Origin of the sequence: Thermogemmatispora onikobensis (assembly GCF_001748285.1) — a bacterium.
GTDB classification, from domain to species: Bacteria; Chloroflexota; Ktedonobacteria; order Ktedonobacterales; family Ktedonobacteraceae; genus Thermogemmatispora; species Thermogemmatispora onikobensis.
In genome coordinates, this window is the sequence record NZ_BDGT01000026.1 from 16,130 (window position 1) to 33,823 (window position 17,694).

Consider the following 17,694-nt stretch of genomic DNA (forward strand, 5'->3'; position numbering starts at 1 on the left):
TTCATTGAACAACCAATCCTGCAGCGTTTCTACTACATATTCCCTTCCTCCCGGAAAAGTGCGACAGATTCTGTAAATAGCCGGCGTCAATTATAAAAGCCGAGCAGATGAGCGATAGAGCGCTGGGTTGTCGCCGGAAAGAGCAGCGTGGCGTAGCCCTGAGCAATGGCCGGCGGCAGGCCATAGGTGACAACCAGCAGGCGCCGGGCGATGTGCCTCCTCTCAGCCGAGTCTGCGCCTTTCTGGAGCTGCTGGTCGACCTGCGAGAGCAGCCGCCTGGCGGGTGCGAGCAGTTCGAGGGCCAGGCGATCGGCCTCTCGCTCAGCGCGCAGCAGGGCACTGACCCGCTCCATATCTGCGGTTGTCCGCGGTAACAGGTCCAGATAGAAGCCGAGCTTGCAGCTGGCCAGGATGGCATTAAGCCGCTCCTCGAAGGTAGGAGGGCGCTCGCCATCGAGCACAGGAAGAATCGAAGGTCCCAGGCGCCGGATAGCGCGTTGCCGGGGCCGGAGGTAGTCGTGCAGAAAATGAGCTAGCTCGTGGGCCAGGGTATAGCGCTGCTCTTCGGGCGGATCGCTGCGATCCACAAAGATCAATCCATGTCCTCGCACTGCGATGAGGCAACCGTGAAGCGGGCGTTCAGCACAGCTGGAGCAGTAAGCGATTCCCCGCTGCTGCAGCCAGCGCTCAACTCGCTCCACGCTCAAGCGCGTGAGCGAGAAGATCGCGACCGGATAGGCGCGTCCGGCGATCGGAGCCAGATCACAGGGATAGGTTGGCGCACAGGCAACGGAGCGCCAGAAAGCGGCGGCCTCCTCCGTTACCCAGGCCGGCAGGGAAATCATCATGGCCCTTGCTCCTCCTCGCGATCGCGCGCTGCCTGCAGCAGGCTATCTCTCTGAGAAGCGCGCGCCATGTGGGTCTGCAAAGCCGCCATCGCCTCGACCTGGCGAAGCAAGGCCAGCAGGCGCCCATCCTTCAGCTGAAAGTGTCGAGTCAGTTGCTCTACATCGTCCAGGAAAGTCGCTGAGGTCCCCACGGGCCGGCGACACAGGGCAAGACGCGGCAGATCCTCTGGCGCACAGCCAAGGTCATGAGCCAGCCCTTGCTCATCAAGCTGATGCAGATCCTGATACTGGCGCAGGGCGCTGGCCAGGAAAAAGCTTCTCTGAGCCGCCCGCTGGGCCGCATAGACCAGCGCCGGTGAAGGGTTACTTCTCATCAAAGCGTACTCCGTGCCTCTTGAGTCGTAGACGCAAGCGATCCTTCACTCGCTTGACTTGCTTGCGCTGCTCCTCAATGGACAAGTATGTCAGTCCCAGTTCCGCCGCGTAGGCACTTGTCCGCCTCTCCCCCTGGAGCATGAGGACGACAATGCGCCATTCGATGGGTGTAAATGTCTCGCTGCGCAGGCGCTGAAGCAGCTCCTGCAGCGGTGGGGCACTCAGCGCAAGCCTTGCTTCCGCTTCCTGCCAGGGCCTCACCTCTTCTATGGAACTATTCCCTGCTGAGAGGGGAAGTGCGACAGAAGAAAGAGGAAGCTGGCGTTGCTGCTCGCGTTGGTAACGGCTGAGGGCGTTACGAAGATCGCCTTCGGCATTCATCATGAGGTAGTGCCACAGGCTGCCGCGCTCTGGCCGATAACGCTCCGGGTGTTCAAGGAACGTCAGCACTGAGTCTGTAACGGCATCCTGAATCAACTGAGGATCTGGAACGGAGGCATAGCGCAGGCGCAGCTGAGCGGTTAATGGATCAAGAACCAGCTCCGCAAAGTCGTCCGGTGCAGTGGGATCTTGAGCGAGCAAACGCTGATAGACAGCCTCTAGTTCCTGGGTTGATGGGGGTGACACTGGCAGACCCATCGGGGCCTCCTTTGGTGGGAACAACGCCGGACAAACGAAGCGCACCCGTTCGCCAGGGAGGGCGAAAGAGTGACTTCTGGCCTGTCCTCCTTCCTGCTGCTCTCGGCTATCAGCCTCAGAGGGAGGAAAGGGTAACGATCGTTTCGGTATGCATGCGCCTCTTCAGCAATGCCTGGTGAGCGGTACGTGGTGGTGGCAGGTAGCGACGGTTGGGAGGCAGTTCCCGCTCTTCCCAGCGCTCTAGCCGGAACCCCTGCCGCTGCGCCAGCAGCCAGAACAAACGGGCGTTCTGCAGGAAGGCGCCTCGCAGGCAGGAATTGCCCAGCACCACGATGGCGCGTCCGCCCGGGCGCAGCACGCGCCGCATCTCTGTGAGCAACGCCGCCAGATCCAGCAAGTAGCGCAGCAGCATCCCCTGCTCGCGGCTGGGCAGCTGCAGGAGCGTCTCCTGGCAAGCGGGGATCTCCTGCAGGGCCGTCAGGTCTGCGCCTGGGAGCGGCCCACGCTCGGCCCCGATACTGTTCGCCCGGATGGCGCGCAGCTCCCGCAAGCGGTAGCCGAGCCAGACCAGGGCCAGACGGTGCCCGCGCAGATAGTCGATGGCATTGAGATAGGGCGGAGAGGTCAGCACGACGTCGACGCTGTGATCGGCCAGCGAGGCCAGGTGGCGGGCGTCCTCTAAAGCGATCTCCGCTGCGCCGGCCTGGGGTGGCTGCGCTTCCAATCGGCTGGCGATCAGTTCCACGGCGCGAAGGAAGCCGTCCCGAACGGAGAAGGGCGTGTTCAGGCGCGTGCGGTGCGGGCGGCTGTGGGAGACATCGCGAGCCAGGGAGGCGCCCAGATCTTTGGTGATAATGATGCGGCTCAGGGCCAGCCGGAGGGCATCGCCGAGGGGGCCGTCCTCGTCGCGCAGGGCGGCGCTGAGGAGGCGGAGTGCTCCTTGTTGCGGTTCGGCAAACCAGTAATGGACGAAAGCGGCGGTCTCGGGATCGTCGTCGATCCAGGGCAGCGGGACCGGCGTCGCAGCGCCGCTGAGGCGCGCCACCAGCTGGTGGGCCCGTTGACGCAGCTGATCTGTATCCAGGGGGGTGGTCCAGACCCGGGCCATCAGGACGGCCAACGGGTCGATGTCGCGGCCAATGGCGCGCAGGCCGTGGTTGAGGGCCGCTCTCAGGACGGTGCCCGACCCCATCATCGGGTCCAGGACGATGCTGCCCGCCGGGAACTGGGCCAGCTCGCTCAGCGCGACCTCGGGGGCCATCCGCGCTGGAAAGGGGTGCACGGGCTTCAGGTCTGTCATCGCTCTTCCTGACTTTCCTTGCCGTAGGGGCGCTCAATGGTCTTCCGCCGGCTAGAGGCTGTGCCTGACTGCCGTTGTCCCTGCCTTGCCTTGCCATAGCGAAGAACGGGCGCGCGTCGCTGACGTATTGCAGTGAGATCTATCGATCGCTCAATTGTATTATATCACAGGATCTGCTGATCGTTAGGCTGGCTCATCTTCCTCACCTTGTGGCTGCTGAAAGAGTAGAACAGCATGGCTGCCCTGTCCCATCAGCTCTAGCCAATCTCTGCGACTACAGACTTTCTTATAGCGTGGAAGAACTGGCTGACCGGCGACCAGCCGGTCAGCCAGTTCGCTGCTCACGCAGGCCACTTTTCCCTTGAGGTGATCATTGTTTTGGTGGCCCCCCTTGATTTTTGATGGCCGGGACAGTAAAATGTCATTATGTTATGACATTTCAGAGAGCGGCGGAGGGAAGAGAGCGATGGCGGAGCCTCGCTATCGAGCGGCATCCAAAAGCAGCCCGGTGCCCATGCACTTCCAGGTCGAGCGAGACATGCGCGAGCGCATCCTCAATGGCACCTGGAAACCGGGGCAGCAACTTCCAGGAGAGATGGAGCTATGCAACCTCTACGGAGTCAGCCGTACCACGGTCCGTCAGGCTCTAGCGGTGCTGGTCGACGAGGGGCTGATCGTACGAGAGCGAGGGCGTGGCTCCTTTGTCCGTGATCTCACCATTACGGCGGGTGCCCGTGGGCTGACCTCCTTTAGCGATGAAATGGCCGCCCGAGGCATGCACGCTGGCGCTCGTGTGCTGAGCATTGGTCTGGAGCCTTCCACTCCCGACATGGCCCAGCGCCTGCATCTGGCTGCTGGCGAGAGCGTCGTCGTCATCCGCCGCGTGCGCTACGCCAACGACACCCCGATCGGCATTCAGACCGCCTATTTACCGGCTGCGCGCTTTCCCGGGCTAGAGCGGGCCGACCTCAACGAGCGCTCGCTCTACCAGTATCTGGAAGAGCGCTACGGTGTTGTGCCAGCTGAGGCCGTCGAAATCTTCGCGATGACCAGCATCAGCGGCCAGCAAGCGCAGCTGCTGCAGGTCAGCGAGGGGGCCTGTGGCTTCCACGTCGAGCGTCTGACCTTCGATGAAGCCAAGCAACCCTTTGAATTTGTCGTCTCGATCCTGCGCGGTGACCGCTATCGAGTCCAGCTCTTTCTGCGGGCTTCGCGCAGGCAGCGCTAGCGGCGTGGTGCCGGCTGGAAGGCGCTCTCGCGCACCATCTCTCCAGACTGAAGGAGTGAGCATGCACCAGGAAGTACCCTATCTTTCAGCAGTCGCCCACACCATTGACAAGCTTCAAGAGCAGAGCGAACAGATCCGCCTGGTCGCCGAACGCGCCGCCGACGTGATTGCCGCTCATCACTGGGTGCGCCTCTTTGGCAGCGGGCATTCTGTGCTGCCTGTACAGGACTGCTTCCCGCGCTATGGCGGCTATGTCGGTTTCTACCCGATGATGGACCCGCGGCTGATGTGGACCGCTGTCAGCGGGCCAGGTGGGGCAGAAGAGCTGCTCTGGCTGGAGCGTCAGGAAGACTACATACGCATCTTCTTGCGTCACACACGCTGGGACCCTGCCGACATGCTGATCGTCATCTCGCACGGCGGGCAGAATGCAGCGCCGGTAGAGATGGCCCTGGCGGCCAAGGCGGCGGGCCTCTACGTAGTAGCGATCACTTCCGAGGAGAACCATCGCTATCGGCCTGCCACTCACTCTAGCGGGAAGAAGCTCGGGGACATAGCCGATGTCGTGCTCTTCAACGGGGTCCCCTCAGAGGATGCCGTTGTCGCGGTCCCGGGGGTAGCGGGCAAAGTAGGCGGCCTCTCGACGCTGGCCGCGATCGCCCTGGTGCAGGCCATCGTCTCCGAAACGGCCCTGGCCCTCGCCCGCCGCGGCTACCTGGTCCGGCCCTTCGCCTCTCCCAACACCGAGGGCATCAGTCCCCGCAACAACGAGGAGGTCTACGAAGAATTTCGTCGTCGTTTGTACGGCGCTTGACTGAGAAGCGCTGTCCTGTCCACCATCGCTGTTGCGAGCTTCTTTCTGGCTGATCGATCTCCAACAGCGCCCACTCATGCGATCGGCGGCAGAGGCCAGCGCTCTTCTGGCCGACCCGGCCTGTGAAGCTGTCCCCCGGCCCCGGCCCAGCTCGTGCATGAGATACTTCTCTGGAGGTAGCTATGCTACGCTTTTCACTTACGCGCCCGACGCTGCGAGCCACGCTCGTGCTGGTCCTCTTCTCCCTCCTGCTGGCTGCCTGCGGCGGCACCAGCACAGGCTCATCCTCCGGTAAAGTGACGATTACCTACCTGACGCACTGGTCGGGTCCCCAGGTTGACCAGCTCAACCAGGCTATCAGCACCTATGAAAAGTTGCATCCCGAAGTGACGGTCCAGGTGCGCACCGTGCCGTTCGGCAACCTTTTGACGACGATCACCACCCAGGGGAGCAGTGCCAGCGGGCCGACGATCATGGGGATCTACAATCTCTGGCTGCCTCAGCTCGTGCAGGACGGCCTGGTAGCCCAGGCCCCGACCACCTTTGTCCAGGATATCCAGCGGGCCTATCCGCAGAACGTCGTTTCCGCCGTTCAGGTCGACGGCAAGACCTATGGCTATCCCAACGAAGTTGATCTCTACGCTCTCAATTACAACCAAGCCCTCTTCCGCGAAGCCGGTATAGCCAACCCTCCGGCCACCTGGGACGAACTGGTCAGCGATGCTGTGAAACTGACCAAGCGCGACAGTTCCGGCAAGATTCTCCAGCAGGGCTTTGGCGTCATCATCAGCTGGAATAGCGGCGTCGTCCACCCGTGGCTCTCGCTCGTGGATTCGGACGGCGGCCAGCTCCTGTCTGCCGATCACAAGCCCCTCCTGACCAGCCAGGCGGCCCTTGATGCAGCGAACCTCTACTATCAGCTGATTTTCCAGAAGAAGGTCACCGATCCGGCGATGGGCCAGGCCAACGCCTCGACAACCGGACCCTATCTTGAGAACTTCGTCGCGGGCAAGACGGCGATGATTATTATGGCCAACTGGTGGGAGAGCAACCTCAAGGCCGGCATGGGAGCGCGCTTTAGCGATGTCGGCACGGCTCCTATTCCGGTGGGACCGCACGGCAGCGGCTCCCATAGCGTGTCGTATTCCTGGAGCACGGTCGTCAACGCCAATGCTGACCCGGCCCAGCAAGAGGCGGCCTGGCAGTTCTTGCAGTGGCTCAACGGCCCTCAGAGTGGCAAAAATGGCTCCTCGGCAATGGGTGATATCCTGATGGGGATGGGGATTCTGCCAAGTCGTACCTCGGATCTGGCGGCCCATCAGGCCGACTTGAGCGAGCCGTTCATCAGCACCTATGTCCAGCAGCTCAAGAACAGCGTTCCGTTCCCGACGGTGCTGGGTGGCGATGAACTCACGACCAGCCTGCAGAAGTCGCTGGAGGCGCTCATGTACGGCCAGAGTTCGCCTCAGCAGGCGATGACTCAGGCGCAGAACAACCTCAGCCAGATTCTTAGTCGCTACTATGCCTGATATGGTGTAGGTGGGACGGAACAGGATTCCTGATACTGGGGGCAGGAGAGCCGGAGAAAGGAGGTCCTGCGGGGCCGCTGGCAGACGCTTCGATCTGAGCAGCGCTGGCCTCGTGCAGGCCGCCCAGGCGGCGCATACCCGGGAGAGAGTGAGAACGCTCCATCTCTCCCGGGAGGGCTGTACCTCCTTTCTCTTCCCTTCTCCAGGGTTGCCCATGAGGGAGCTGAAAGCTTCCTGTGAAGGGAGGGTCTGCAATTGATACAGCGGCAGCGCTCGCTGATCCGCTCCAGGTCGCTGGCCACGCTCGGTTTTCTCAGCCCGGGCCTGGGCTTACTGATCGTCTTTGTCGCAGTGCCGATTCTCTTAACGGCCTGGATCAGCTTGCATCAAGGCTCGATGGCCATTCCTTACTCGCGCATGCGCTGGGTCGGCTTCAGTAACTACGCGACCATCTTTGAACAGCCAATTTTTCGCACGGCTCTGCTCAATGTCTTTCTCTATTCGCTGGCCAATCTCGTGATCATTCTGCCGCTCTCTATTCTGCTCGGCCTTTTTCTGTACCAGGCCCAGGTTTACGGGCGCAATGTCTTGCGCACGGTCCTCTTCCTGCCCTATATGATACCGACGGTGGCGGTAGCCATTGTTTGGGGCTATCTCTATGAGCCTCAGTATGGCCCCCTCAATGAGATCCTGAGCTGGCTGCATTTGCCTGCGCAGGGCTGGCTAGGCTCCGTCTATGAAGCCATGCTCTCGCTGGTCATTTTGAATGTCTGGCAGACGCTGGGCTACTATGTGGTCATGGTGGTGGCGGGCCTGACAGAGATTCCCCAGGAGTATTACGAGGCCGCTGCTCTTGATGGGGCCGGCTGGTGGCGCCGTCACTGGTCTATTACCCTTCCCCTGCTACGGCGCACGCTGGCCTTTGTCTTTGTGATTCTGACCATCAATACGCTGCAGGTCTTCGATCCTGTCTATGTGCTGACGCAAGGCTCGCCGGTCAATTCAACCGATGTCGCTGCCTATGAGATGTACATCACAGCCTTTAACTATGGGCAGGCGGGACTGGCGAGCGCGATGGCGATGGTCATGCTGGCCATTGTGCTGGTGCTCTCCCTGCTCCAGCTGCGTCTCTTCCGCTCCCTGTGATGACCAGCAAGGAAGGGATGGGGAGCAAGCCGCGCGAGGGCGGGAGCAATCTGACGCGCAGGTCCCCTCCAGGGGCTTGAATGAATCCAGACGACGAAGGAGAGCAAAGATGTCGGTCTATGTCAAGAGCTATCGGCGCCACAGTCGGGGACGGCGCTGGCTCTCGCTGGCGCTGCAGTATCTCTGTGTGGCGCTCATCCTGGCGGTGATGCTGTTCCCCTTCTTCTGGTTGCTTGCTTCCAGTTTGAAGTCACCAGAGGACCTGGAGGCGCTGCCGCCGGTCTGGTGGCCTGCGCACCCGGCTTTTTCTTCGTATCGGACCGTCTTCGAGGTCACGCCTTTTGCGCGCGCTATTCTTAATTCGCTGATCGTGACTGTCTGCTCAACGACGGGCATTCTGCTCACCAGTATCATGGCCGGCTATGTCTTTGCCAAACATCAGTTTCGAGGGAAAAATACGCTCTTCGTCGGCGTTCTGGCAACCATGATGGTTCCTCAATTTGTCATGTTGATCCCCCTCTATCGCATGATGGCGGCCCTGCATCTCGATAATACCTATCCGGGCCTGATTCTGCCCAATCTGGCCAACGGCTTCGGCATCTTCTTGATGCGTCAGTTTATTGCCGGGATTCCCGATGAGCTGCTGGAGGCCGCCCGTCTGGATGGAGCCTCGGAGTGGACGCTTCTCTGGCGCGTAGTGGTGCCTTTGCTGCGTCCGGCGGCGGCGGCGCTGGTCTTATTCGCCTTCGTCTTCCAGTGGAACAATTTCCTCTGGCCTCTCTCGATGGTCTACTCGCCGGAGATGAGCACGGTGGTCCTCTCGCTGAATGGACTGCGGACCTATACATCGAGCGTCACCTTCACCAATATTGTCATGGCCGGCACGGCGATCGGCATTCTGCCCAGTGTGCTGCTGACGCTGTGGGCGCAGCGCTACTTTATCGAAGGGATCTCACTGACCGGCATTAAAGGCTAAGCTGGTCTGGCGTTGAGCATCACAATGGCAGCAGGAGGTCTGCAGAGACAATGGAGCTGGGCATCGATGTCGGCGGTACGAAGATCCAGGGTGCCTACCTCACCGGGACCGACGAGGTGATTCTGACGCCCCGTATGAGAACCCCGGCGAGCTATGAGGAGTTTCTGAGCACGCTGGTAGAGCTGGTTGAAACGGTGGCTCAGCAGCAGGGAGAGCCGGTGATGCGCATTGGTCTGGGGCTGCCAGGTACCTGCACCCGGCGCCGCTCCCTCTGGGTGCCGAATCTCCCCTTTTTGCATGAGCGCGAGCTGGCTGCGGAGTTGGAGCAGCGCCTGGGGGCGGCGGTGGTCTTGAGCAATGATGCGCAGCTGGCGCTCCTGGGTGAAGCCTGGCGGGGAGCGGCGCGCGGACGCCAGCAGGTCGCCCTGGTGAGTGTCGGCACGGGGGTCGGCGGGGCCTTGATGCTGGGGGGGCGGCTGGTCAGGGGGGCACATGGGAGCGCCGGCGCCTTTGGCTGGCTCACTCTCGATCGCACTCATCTCCCTGATCCCGATCATGGCTTTCTGGAGTTAGTGGCTTCGGGCAGCGCCCTGGCTGCTCGCGGCCAGCAGCTTGACCCGCCTCTGACCTCGTATGAAGTAATTGCTCAGGCCCGGCAAGGGCAGCCAGCCTGTCTGGCCCTTGTCAAAGAGATGGGCCACCTGCTAGGGCTGGCCCTGGCAAGCATTGCGAGCCTGTTTGATCCTGAGCTGATTATCATCACAGGTGGCCTTTGTGAGGCGTTTGATCTCTTCTCCCCCTGGTGGCGCGAGGATCTCGCGCGCTATGGGGCGCCAGCGGTGCGCGAGACGCCGATTGTCCCTGCGCTTCTTGGGGACAAGGCCGCCGCCTACGGTGCCCTGCGCGCCGCTCTCTCAGGCGCTGATTTCCTCTGATGGCCTGGCCTTTCTTTGCCTGCTTGACTGCTGGAAGGGCGGGCGCAGCTCTGCAGCTCTTTCCCTACTACAAGGGAGCCTGGTCCCAGCGGAAGCGGCCAGCTCACCTGCCAGGCCAGGACCAGGCCCTCGCTGACTGACCTAGCTGCTGGCGGGCTTCTGACCGTAGGTGACTACGAAGGGACAGCGGGTCTGCAGCGTGTTCCATTCCTGGCTCGCACGCTCAATCAGATCCAGCACCTCCTGCTCCGGGACGTGGGAGAGGGTGGCGATCGGCCCGCTTACGGCTTTAGAGGCCTCGCGGAGATCAAGCGCCAATAGGGAGCCAAGCCGTCCCCCCCAGTCACCGACGGGAGCCTCAACCAGCTGGCGCTGAATATTGATGAGGCCAGCCTCCACCAGATAGCGCTCCAGTGAGCGCAGTACAACCCCTTCGACGTCCAGTCCACGTAGAGCAGCCAGGGGCCTCCCCAGCTGATAGAATGCGCGCGTAGCTGGCCCCGCCGGTACGAAATCGTGCATAGTGCTGGTCTCAACCAGCTCAACCCAGCCACCAGGAGCAGTGACGCGCGCCAGCTCCTGCACCAGCCCTGGCCACGAGGGCAGAGGCACAGCCAGAATCAGCAGTCGCTGGTGAACAAAATCGAACGAGCCACTTTCGAAGGGCAGCCCCTGCAGGGCATCGCCTTGCACGAAGCGAAAGTTCGCTGGAGGCGTGCTGGTGACCTTGACCTGCTCCAGATCGAAGCCGATGACTTCAGCGTGAGGAAATTGCTGGGCCAGCTCAAAGGCCCACTGACCTGTGCCGCACCCCACGTCGAGGATACGGCGCGGCTGACCAATCGGGGCCAAATAGTTGCCGCGTAGCAGGCTGCGCAGGACATAATGCTGGAAGTCGAGCCGGTTCACCTCGCCGAGGTCTTTAGGCAGCAAGTAGGGCTGCTCTTGGAGATAACGACGGTTGCCCTGCAGGCGCGGTAGAGCACCCTCGCCAGTTTGCCGATCAGGCGCGGACGGAGTCGAACCTGTTGGACCAGCGGCAGTGGCTGGAACGCGGCGGCGACGGAAGAACCACCAGGGCATCGGCAGCTCCTTTCCCCTCTTCGGGTGTCAGATCTCCTGTGAGGACGTTCCTGCCTCTGCTCAGTACCCTCCCTCTTATGATACCTTCCACCTGCCAATCAGCTGCCTGCTTACTCGCCAGCCAGGAGCACGGCCCAAAAGAAAAAGCAGCAGGCCACAACCACAGAACGAAAGCCAGGCCGGGCCTCTGGAGAAGTCAGGATCGTTTCCCTCTCAGGCCAGAGGCATCTCCTACTAGCTGGCAGGAGACGCTTCTCTGCCAGGAGTCTAGAGAAGTAGACTGGTCTCTGTCAATGTGTAGCAGAGGGAAAAAGGCGCTCCCCTTTATTTTTATGGTTTCTTAATGCGTTGTCTGTCTCCTGCCTGCCCGTCCGTTTAGCTGAGCCGTTCCTCAATAGGGCCTCATAAGAGGCGCTACGACCAGGCCGGGCGCCGAGACTGCCTTAGAGCGCTGATACTGAGAGGAGGCGTTGTCAGCTCTTCTGGCTCACCAGCCACCACGGCCACCAGATAGGCATCAATCAAGGGGCTTTCTGTAGATCAGATCAAGAGAAGACGAACCAGCAAAGAGCGTTGCGGGCCTGCTGATCGTCAAGAACCAGCTCACGAATGGCGTCGGGCAGTTGATCGCGCTGCCATTGGCACTCACGCAGCCGAACGCGCTCGCGCTCGCCCGCCGGTGCGGCAGCCTGAGCGGCCTTGATCGCATAGGCGGCGGCGCCCAGTGCATGGGCGGCGACATGGGCAACAACGGCAGCCTGACCAGCGGCATAGGCGGCGTAGCGAGCGGCCCCGCGCAGGTCTCTGGCTGCTGCCATTGCATGCCCACCTGCCGCGCGGGCCTCCATCATCTTGATCTCGCCAAGGACCCAGGCGCGGACAGAGGCGATGGCCTGACGCGGTCGAAGATCTTCCGCGCGCACCGACTCGAAGAGCGGCAGCACGTGCTCAGCGCAGGTCGCTGCCCAAAGGGCGAGCAAGTGGTGATGCTCATCGGTGAGCGTCCCCCCGCGGCGGATGGTCACCAGGCGCGGATCGCGCTCCTTCGGTAAAATCATATCCCTCGTTCCTTTCCAGCCAAATGTGTGCAGGAATCTACTGAGGTGAGCCAGATCCATGTGGGCCGTCTCGCCAGCGGTCTTTGCCCGGCCCGACGGAAACCTGACCGCGAGTTGGCGAGGAGGCTGATGATTTGTTTGTCTCCTCGTGATGTGCCCGAGACTTAACCTGGGCGCGCGTCGCTCTCCGATCCACTCAGGTTGGAATCAGCCTCGTCAAGCCTGGCTGGCGAAGCCTTGCTCTCCTGAAAGCCCGGCAAGGAGCGGACCATGCCCTGAATCTCGCGCCATTGCTGGTGCGCCGAGCGCAGACGGCAGCGCATAAAATCGATACTCATGCTCAGGTCCTGCTGGGTGCGTCGCTGGGCGGCATCGCGGATCACCAGCGTTCCCACAACCGAGGCAGTCTCTCCCACCAGAGTGCCAGCGACCTGCCCGATCAGCGAGTAGAGCAGGCCGTTGTTGGTCAGCGTGACCTCAAGGAGGGCTCCGGCAATATTAAAGACGATCACTACTATGGGGGACCAAACCCTCAGCCGGATATGCTGTCTTCTCTCTTGCATCAGATGGGCAATTTTTCTTGTCAAGCGCATGTAGCTCTCATACACATGAGCGGCGCCACCGTCGGCGAACGTCTGAGGTTGGGCGAGCAGGGTCCGCAGCTGCTGCATGTAGTGCTGCCATTCATCCATGCGGCGGATCTCGGCCACATCCTGCAGACTGAGCAGATGCAGAGACGGAAGGTTCAGTCCTTGTTGGACGAGATCAAAGGCCAGGCGCTTCAGGTGCTGCACGATCTCCTCGCCGGTGATCAACGGCAACCGTTGGGGGGCAGTCAGCTCCTGCAAGGAGATACGTGGCAGGCTATCGGCGGGCGTCAACAGATAACTGCCCAGAGCATCAGGCAGATTCGCATTATAGCGCAGATCGAAGAGCTGCTTCAACTCGGCAGCGAAAGGCTTGCGGCGATCGTAGCGCCGCTCTGCCGTATTTGGCCCGGTGACCACAAACTCCTTATAGAGAGCATCGCGCGTCACCTCCTTGCCGGCGGCGGTCAGATCGAGACAAAAGCGTTCGACCTCGACCAGGCGCTGGCGAAAAGGCTCCCTGGCGCTTTCTGGCAGGCCGAGGTCCTGCAGCCAGAGATCGAGATCATGCTGGGTAATGGACTTGGCGAAACTGGCAAAGGGATGCACCAGCAGCCGCCTGGCCCGGCGTGCATTCTCCTGATCATCCCAGGAAAGGCGGAGACAGCGAGGGCGTACCTCCTGGCAGATCTCCCGCCACTGCTCGAAGGCAGCCGTGACGCCAAAAGCTTCTCCCTGGCCTGCTGGCAAGGACTGCGGCGGGTCTGCCGGACTGCGCTCGTGGAGCAGGAAAGGGACAATGACCGCCTTTTCGAGCAACTCCTCGAAGATCAGGCGCGCCGGATTACGTCGACCGACGTAATCCTGGGTCACTGCTGACGAGTTATAAAGGTAAGCGCGATTAAGAATAAGCTGTTCGCTGTGGATCAGGAAGCGGATATACTCCGAGCGCACGTGATGTCTTAAAATTTGCTTGTGGTCCGATGTCATTTCCCCCGCCTGAAACGCTGGCTCAAGCAAGCTGCGCGGAAGCCACTGATTATCGAGGGCCTGAGCTACAACTGGAATATTCTCCAACTCATCGATGTTCAGACGCTCAAATTCAACGTTGCCTTCGCGTCCAATCCTGTCCGCTGGCTGGGGCTGCGTTGGCTGGGCCTGGTCCCGGCTCGGTGGTAAAGATGATTCGGGAGACTGATTCAAGGCCAGACTCCTTTCGCTCAGAGAAGTAGCGTTCTGCTCTACTGTCCTATGCGTCGCTCCTTGGATGAAGGATAAGGCTGAGTTCCCTCTGATTACTCCTAAACGCTACTGCTTGCTCCATCCTCCAATGGAGAGGTCAGGCTGTCTGCTACCAGGGTTATAACGCAGGTCAGGAGAAGGGATTGCCGGTCCGGCCACTCTCCAGGGGACCGACTGCCATGCTGGCTGAAGACCTGGAGCCTGGAACGGGAAAGCCTGGAGCGGTTGCCTGGCTTGCAGTAGGAGACCGGACGGAGAGAGGTCGAAAGCTTGTCTCCGGGAGGGGTGTCCTGGTGGAAAGGAACCGGGCCGTTGGTGGAGGAGAGACGAGGTCGGCGAGTGACCCAGGACCCTGGCGTGAGTCAGCGTGCTGCGCAACTGGCTGAAGGCCCGCCGAGGAGGCTGCGAGTCAGAGAGGAGCCCGTGCGCTGCCTGGCAATCATGGGCCTTTGCTCCGTAGCGAATCAAGGAATTGGCTCCTGTGGCCACGAGTACATGCCCAAAGAGAGATACGGGAATTGTATCATACTTCCTTCTTCTGCGTCAAGCTATGATCAGCCAGGGTGATAGAGGCGGAGCCGGCTGAGAGAGGGTCTGGCCGGAGGCGCACCTTGACAGCGACGAAAAGGCTGGACTACTCTGGAACGTGTTGGGCATCGTGGATCTGCTGAAGGCGCGGCCAAGCCTGCTTGCTCATGAACCGAGCTCCTGCGTGCGGCCTGGCGCCTTCCCTGACGTAGTGACTGAGGATCTTACCAGGTTTTGCAGGAGCAAGAACGAGATGAAGAATCCAGAGCAGTACTTCGAACTGGTTCAGGAGCGCCCCCAGCTCTTCAGCAATCCCGAGGGGACTGCCATTACAATCCTGCTTGATCAGGAAGCGATTGCTCAGGCCGAGGCCGTCATGCAAGCGGCACTCATCGAGCAAGGAATAGACCCGGCCAGGGCCAGGGAATGGTCGCAGGCAGGCCTCGCCTATCGTGATCAATACCTGCTTGTGCTGCGCGATGCGGTACGTTTCCCAGATGGCGCGCTCGGTACCTATCTCCGCCTGGTGGAGCCGAGAGAGCATACGCCCGGTGTCGCGATCCTCCCGATGTATCAGGGAAAAGTCCTGCTGCTACGTCATTTTCGTCATGCCACGCGCACCTGGCATCTAGAGATTCCACGAGGATTTGGTTGGCAAGGATGCACCAGAGAAGAAAGCGCCTATAGAGAGCTGGAAGAAGAGCTAGGGGCAAGACCTTTACGTCTCGTCCCTCTGGGACAGATCCATCCCAATACCGGCATGACGGCGGAGTGCGACGAACTCTTTTACGCTGAAGTCGCGGCCTACGGCGAGACAGACAGGCGGGAGGCCATTCAAGAGATTCTGCCGACGCCGCTCCCCCTATTTGAGCGTCTGCTCCGTGAAAACGAGATCACCGATAGCTTCACACTAGCGGCCTATGCGCAAGCCAAAGCCCGGGGACTCCTCTAGCCATCCTGGGCAAGATGCTGTGTCCGGCGGAGGCACCGCTCGAAGCGAAGGTGGGGGCGGGGACTCCGTTCGCTGCGCTGCTGGGTATGGTATACTCTGCTTCGGAATGCTGCCTGTAAAGAGGTCGCCGCTGATCGATCAAGGAGGCTGCGCAATGATTCGCGTCCTGATAGCAGACGATCACAAAGTAGTGCGTCAAGGATTGCGCCTCTTTCTCCGTATGGACCCAGAGATCGAAATTGTAGGTGAGGCAGCGAACGGCGCCGAGGCCGTCGAACTGGCGCGCCAGCTGATGCCCGATGTCGTCCTGATGGACATTCTGATGCCTGTCATGGACGGCATCGCCGCCACAGCAGCCATTCGCAAAGAGCTGCCCGAGATCGAAGTGCTCGGGCTGACCAGCGTGCTCGATGAGAAAACCATTGTCGAAATTATGCGAGCTGGCGCCATTGGCTATCTGCTCAAAGACCTCGACGGCGAAGAACTGTGTCGCTCCCTGCACGCAGCAGCCGCTGGCCAGGTGCAGCTTGCCCCCTCGGCCCTCACTCATCTGATGCACGAGCTGCGCGGGCAGGACCAGGTTGAGAAGCTTACTGAGCGCGAAAAGCAGGTGCTTCAGCTTGTCGGCCAGGGCCAGTCGAACAAAGAGATTGCGCGCTCACTCCGTCTGCGCGAAGAGACAGTCAAGACCCACGTCAGCAACATTCTCCACAAGCTCGGCGTACAGAGTCGCACCCAGGCCGTCCTGTATGCCATGCGCAATGGCTTAATGCCCGCGCCCTAGCACCTTCCTCGTCTATCCCACCGGGGAGGTGCGCCTCAAGGGAGGTACCACCATGTTAAGCAGCTCGCGACCCGCCCTGACCTCTCGCAGAGCAGGGGGCAACCACCTGCCCCTTCAGCACCTTTTGCATCTCAGTCGGTTAGACCCGACCATCGTCGCGCCTTTGCTGGATCTGTCTCCAGACGGTTACCTGATCAGCAATGCCGAGCAGATCTGTCTCTATGGGAATCGGGCTGCCGCCGAGATCTTCGGACGTGAAGCCAGCAGCCTGCAGGGCCAGCCTCTGAGCGTCCTCTTCCCCCAGCAGCAAAGCGATAGCGCCCAGCTCTTCAGCCTGCGGGCCGGGCGCTGGTCTGCGGTCATTCTGCGTTCCAGTGGAGAGAAACGGGAAGTAGAATGCCAGCAGAGCGTCATCGAGAGTCAGGGAGAGTGGTTCACCATCATCGTCATGCGTGACCTCACCTTCCAGCGCCAGCTTGAACGCAAAGCTGAAGTGCTGGCTCAGTTTGCCAGCACGCTGGTTGGAGCCGGCTCGCTGGAAGCCACGCTCAACGCCCTAGCCCGGAGCGTGGTCCAGGCAACAGGGGTCATGGCCTGCCTCGTACCGCTTATCAACGGTGATCCTCCTCTCTTCCGCGTGGTCGGCAGCTACGGTCTCCCGCCAGGCTATGCCCCCGGCCTGGTGCGACTGGTGCAGCAGGGCATCTGCCTCCCTACCATGCAGGCTTACGCGGAGCGGCGGACGGTCGTGGCGACCGGTCTGCGTCAGGCATTACTGGCCGACCCCCATTACGAGCCTGTTCACCCTTTCCTGCGCGCATCCTGCTGGGAGACCATCGTCTGCATTCCCTTGATCTATGGCAGCGAATGCCGGGGCGTCTTTACCGTGTATTGTCCGCCGGGGCCGCCGCCCGATGAGAGCGAGATCGCCTTCTTCTCGGCCATTGCCGATCAAGCAGCCGTTGCTGTCGAGAACGCGCGGCTGCTCCTGACCGCTCAGGAAAAAGCCGCCCTGGAAGAGCGTCAACGCCTGGCGCGTGAACTGCACGATTCAGTTGCTCAGGGTCTCTATGGCATCATCTTGGGGGCGCAGGCGGCCCGGGCTGCTCTGGAGGCTGATCAGGCGCACGCGCGCGAATCCCTTGATTACGTGCTTTCCCTGGCCAGAGCTACCCATGCAGAGATGCGCTCGCTAATCTTCGCCCTCCATCCCGAAGCCCTGGAGAGCAACGGCATCGTCGAGGCGCTCGCCCGGCGCGCCGCGGCCATTACAGCCCTGCACCAGCTAAACGTAGAGACACGGCTTGACGCTGAGCCAGCGCTCCCCCTGGAAACCAAAGAAGCGCTCTATCGCATTGCTCAAGAGGCTCTCTACAACGTGGTCAAGCATGCGCGTGCTCATCGCTGTCAGCTGGCTCTTTACAGAGAGACACGGGCGATAGTTCTGGAAGTAGGCGATGATGGCCAGGGCTTCGATACCTCTGCCGCCTTTCCCGGCCATCTGGGGCTGCACTCCATGCGCGAGCGCGCCAGTCAGATTGGGGGCATCCTGGAGATCATCAGCGTGCCGGCCCAGGGCACACTGGTCCGCGTCACACTCCCACTGGCCACTTAAGGACGGCCTCCTTCCCCTTTTTGGGGGAGGAAGCCCTCCCTCGAAAGTCTCTCCC

17 protein-coding genes are annotated in these 17,694 nt (G+C 61.2%); 9 read left to right on the forward strand and 8 right to left on the reverse strand.

From position 1 onward, the window contains the following. Positions 1–86 precede the first annotated feature (86 nt). From BGC09_RS12530 to BGC09_RS22905, 5 genes are all read right to left on the reverse strand, one after another. Positions 87–848: an ImmA/IrrE family metallo-endopeptidase gene (locus BGC09_RS12530; protein ID WP_084658638.1), complete on the reverse strand. Its 762-nt coding sequence runs from the start codon at positions 846–848 to the stop codon at positions 87–89. Continuing rightward, on the reverse strand, positions 845–1,222 hold the full coding sequence (locus BGC09_RS12535) for a hypothetical protein (protein ID WP_069804333.1): 378 nt from the start codon (positions 1,220–1,222) through the stop codon (positions 845–847). The genes BGC09_RS12530 and BGC09_RS12535 overlap by 4 nt, the downstream gene beginning before the upstream one ends. After that, entirely contained in the window at positions 1,212–1,862 is a 651-nt protein-coding gene (locus BGC09_RS12540; protein WP_069804334.1) for an RNA polymerase sigma factor, read from the reverse strand. The genes BGC09_RS12535 and BGC09_RS12540 overlap by 11 nt, the downstream gene beginning before the upstream one ends. A gap of 115 nt (positions 1,863–1,977) precedes the next feature. Beyond that, positions 1,978–3,162 (reverse strand): hypothetical protein, encoded by a 1,185-nt coding sequence (locus tag BGC09_RS12545; RefSeq protein ID WP_069804335.1) that lies wholly within the window; start codon positions 3,160–3,162, stop codon positions 1,978–1,980. A 183-nt stretch (positions 3,163–3,345) separates the two neighbouring features. After that, entirely contained in the window at positions 3,346–3,507 is a 162-nt protein-coding gene (locus tag BGC09_RS22905) for a hypothetical protein (RefSeq protein ID WP_176728916.1), read from the reverse strand. A 121-nt stretch (positions 3,508–3,628) separates the two neighbouring features. On the opposite strand from BGC09_RS22905, the gene BGC09_RS12550 reads away from it, so the two are divergent. From BGC09_RS12550 to BGC09_RS12575, 6 genes are all read left to right on the forward strand, one after another. Next, positions 3,629–4,390 carry a GntR family transcriptional regulator gene (locus tag BGC09_RS12550; protein WP_069804336.1) on the forward strand — a complete coding sequence of 254 codons (762 nt, stop codon included), beginning with the start codon at positions 3,629–3,631 and terminating at the stop codon, positions 4,388–4,390. Between the two features lie 61 nt (positions 4,391–4,451). Then, on the forward strand, positions 4,452–5,204 hold the full coding sequence (locus tag BGC09_RS12555) for a sugar isomerase domain-containing protein (protein WP_069804337.1): 753 nt from the start codon (positions 4,452–4,454) through the stop codon (positions 5,202–5,204). A 182-nt stretch (positions 5,205–5,386) separates the two neighbouring features. Then, positions 5,387–6,733 carry an ABC transporter substrate-binding protein gene (locus BGC09_RS12560; protein ID WP_069804338.1) on the forward strand — a complete coding sequence of 449 codons (1,347 nt, stop codon included), beginning with the start codon at positions 5,387–5,389 and terminating at the stop codon, positions 6,731–6,733. 255 nt (positions 6,734–6,988) lie between these two features. Further along, complete coding sequence (locus tag BGC09_RS12565) at positions 6,989–7,879, forward strand: carbohydrate ABC transporter permease (protein WP_084658644.1); 891 nt, start codon at positions 6,989–6,991, stop codon at positions 7,877–7,879. 109 nt (positions 7,880–7,988) lie between these two features. Then, a complete protein-coding gene (locus BGC09_RS12570; protein ID WP_069804339.1) occupies positions 7,989–8,855 on the forward strand; it encodes a carbohydrate ABC transporter permease in 867 nt (288 codons plus the stop codon). Between the two features lie 50 nt (positions 8,856–8,905). Further along, positions 8,906–9,790, forward strand: a complete 885-nt coding sequence (locus tag BGC09_RS12575) for an ROK family protein (protein WP_069804340.1) — start codon at positions 8,906–8,908, stop codon at positions 9,788–9,790. Positions 9,791–9,931: 141 nt separating this feature from the next. Here the strand turns inward: BGC09_RS12575 and BGC09_RS12580 are convergent, their stop codons facing one another. From BGC09_RS12580 to BGC09_RS12590, 3 genes are all read right to left on the reverse strand, one after another. Beyond that, the gene (locus tag BGC09_RS12580) at positions 9,932–10,873 is read right to left on the reverse strand and encodes a class I SAM-dependent methyltransferase (RefSeq protein WP_069804341.1); all 942 of its coding nucleotides are present in this window, start codon (positions 10,871–10,873) and stop codon (positions 9,932–9,934) included. Between the two features lie 545 nt (positions 10,874–11,418). Then, on the reverse strand, positions 11,419–11,931 hold the full coding sequence (locus BGC09_RS12585; RefSeq protein ID WP_069804342.1) for a putative immunity protein: 513 nt from the start codon (positions 11,929–11,931) through the stop codon (positions 11,419–11,421). A gap of 164 nt (positions 11,932–12,095) precedes the next feature. Next, positions 12,096–13,721 carry a hypothetical protein gene (locus tag BGC09_RS12590; protein ID WP_069804343.1) on the reverse strand — a complete coding sequence of 542 codons (1,626 nt, stop codon included), beginning with the start codon at positions 13,719–13,721 and terminating at the stop codon, positions 12,096–12,098. 820 nt (positions 13,722–14,541) lie between these two features. Between BGC09_RS12590 and BGC09_RS12595 the strand changes: the two genes are divergently transcribed. The 3 genes from BGC09_RS12595 (at position 14,542) to BGC09_RS12605 (ending at position 17,639) form a co-directional block, all read left to right on the forward strand. Then, on the forward strand, positions 14,542–15,240 hold the full coding sequence (locus BGC09_RS12595; protein ID WP_069804344.1) for an NUDIX hydrolase: 699 nt from the start codon (positions 14,542–14,544) through the stop codon (positions 15,238–15,240). A 154-nt stretch (positions 15,241–15,394) separates the two neighbouring features. After that, positions 15,395–16,024, forward strand: a complete 630-nt coding sequence (locus BGC09_RS12600; RefSeq protein ID WP_069804345.1) for a response regulator — start codon at positions 15,395–15,397, stop codon at positions 16,022–16,024. 52 nt (positions 16,025–16,076) lie between these two features. Beyond that, positions 16,077–17,639 (forward strand): PAS domain-containing sensor histidine kinase, encoded by a 1,563-nt coding sequence (locus tag BGC09_RS12605; RefSeq protein ID WP_069804346.1) that lies wholly within the window; start codon positions 16,077–16,079, stop codon positions 17,637–17,639. Positions 17,640–17,694 lie beyond the last annotated feature (55 nt).

Bases quoted from the DNA above. Each gene is read 5' to 3' on its own strand.
- BGC09_RS12530 (WP_084658638.1), bottom strand. From the start codon at position 848: ATGATGATTTCCCTGCCGGCCTGGGTAACGGAGGAGGCCGCCGCTTTC.
- BGC09_RS12535 (WP_069804333.1), bottom strand. From the start codon at position 1,222: ATGAGAAGTAACCCTTCACCGGCGCTGGTCTATGCGGCCCAGCGGGCG.
- BGC09_RS12540 (WP_069804334.1), bottom strand. From the start codon at position 1,862: ATGGGTCTGCCAGTGTCACCCCCATCAACCCAGGAACTAGAGGCTGTC.
- BGC09_RS12545 (WP_069804335.1), bottom strand. From the start codon at position 3,162: ATGACAGACCTGAAGCCCGTGCACCCCTTTCCAGCGCGGATGGCCCCC.
- BGC09_RS12550 (WP_069804336.1), top strand. From the start codon at position 3,629: ATGGCGGAGCCTCGCTATCGAGCGGCATCCAAAAGCAGCCCGGTGCCC.
- BGC09_RS12555 (WP_069804337.1), top strand. From the start codon at position 4,452: ATGCACCAGGAAGTACCCTATCTTTCAGCAGTCGCCCACACCATTGAC.
- BGC09_RS12560 (WP_069804338.1), top strand. From the start codon at position 5,387: ATGCTACGCTTTTCACTTACGCGCCCGACGCTGCGAGCCACGCTCGTG.
- BGC09_RS12570 (WP_069804339.1), top strand. From the start codon at position 7,989: ATGTCGGTCTATGTCAAGAGCTATCGGCGCCACAGTCGGGGACGGCGC.
- BGC09_RS12575 (WP_069804340.1), top strand. From the start codon at position 8,906: ATGGAGCTGGGCATCGATGTCGGCGGTACGAAGATCCAGGGTGCCTAC.
- BGC09_RS12580 (WP_069804341.1), bottom strand. From the start codon at position 10,873: ATGCCCTGGTGGTTCTTCCGTCGCCGCCGCGTTCCAGCCACTGCCGCT.
- BGC09_RS12585 (WP_069804342.1), bottom strand. From the start codon at position 11,931: ATGATTTTACCGAAGGAGCGCGATCCGCGCCTGGTGACCATCCGCCGC.
- BGC09_RS12595 (WP_069804344.1), top strand. From the start codon at position 14,542: ATGAAGAATCCAGAGCAGTACTTCGAACTGGTTCAGGAGCGCCCCCAG.
- BGC09_RS12600 (WP_069804345.1), top strand. From the start codon at position 15,395: ATGATTCGCGTCCTGATAGCAGACGATCACAAAGTAGTGCGTCAAGGA.
- BGC09_RS12605 (WP_069804346.1), top strand. From the start codon at position 16,077: ATGTTAAGCAGCTCGCGACCCGCCCTGACCTCTCGCAGAGCAGGGGGC.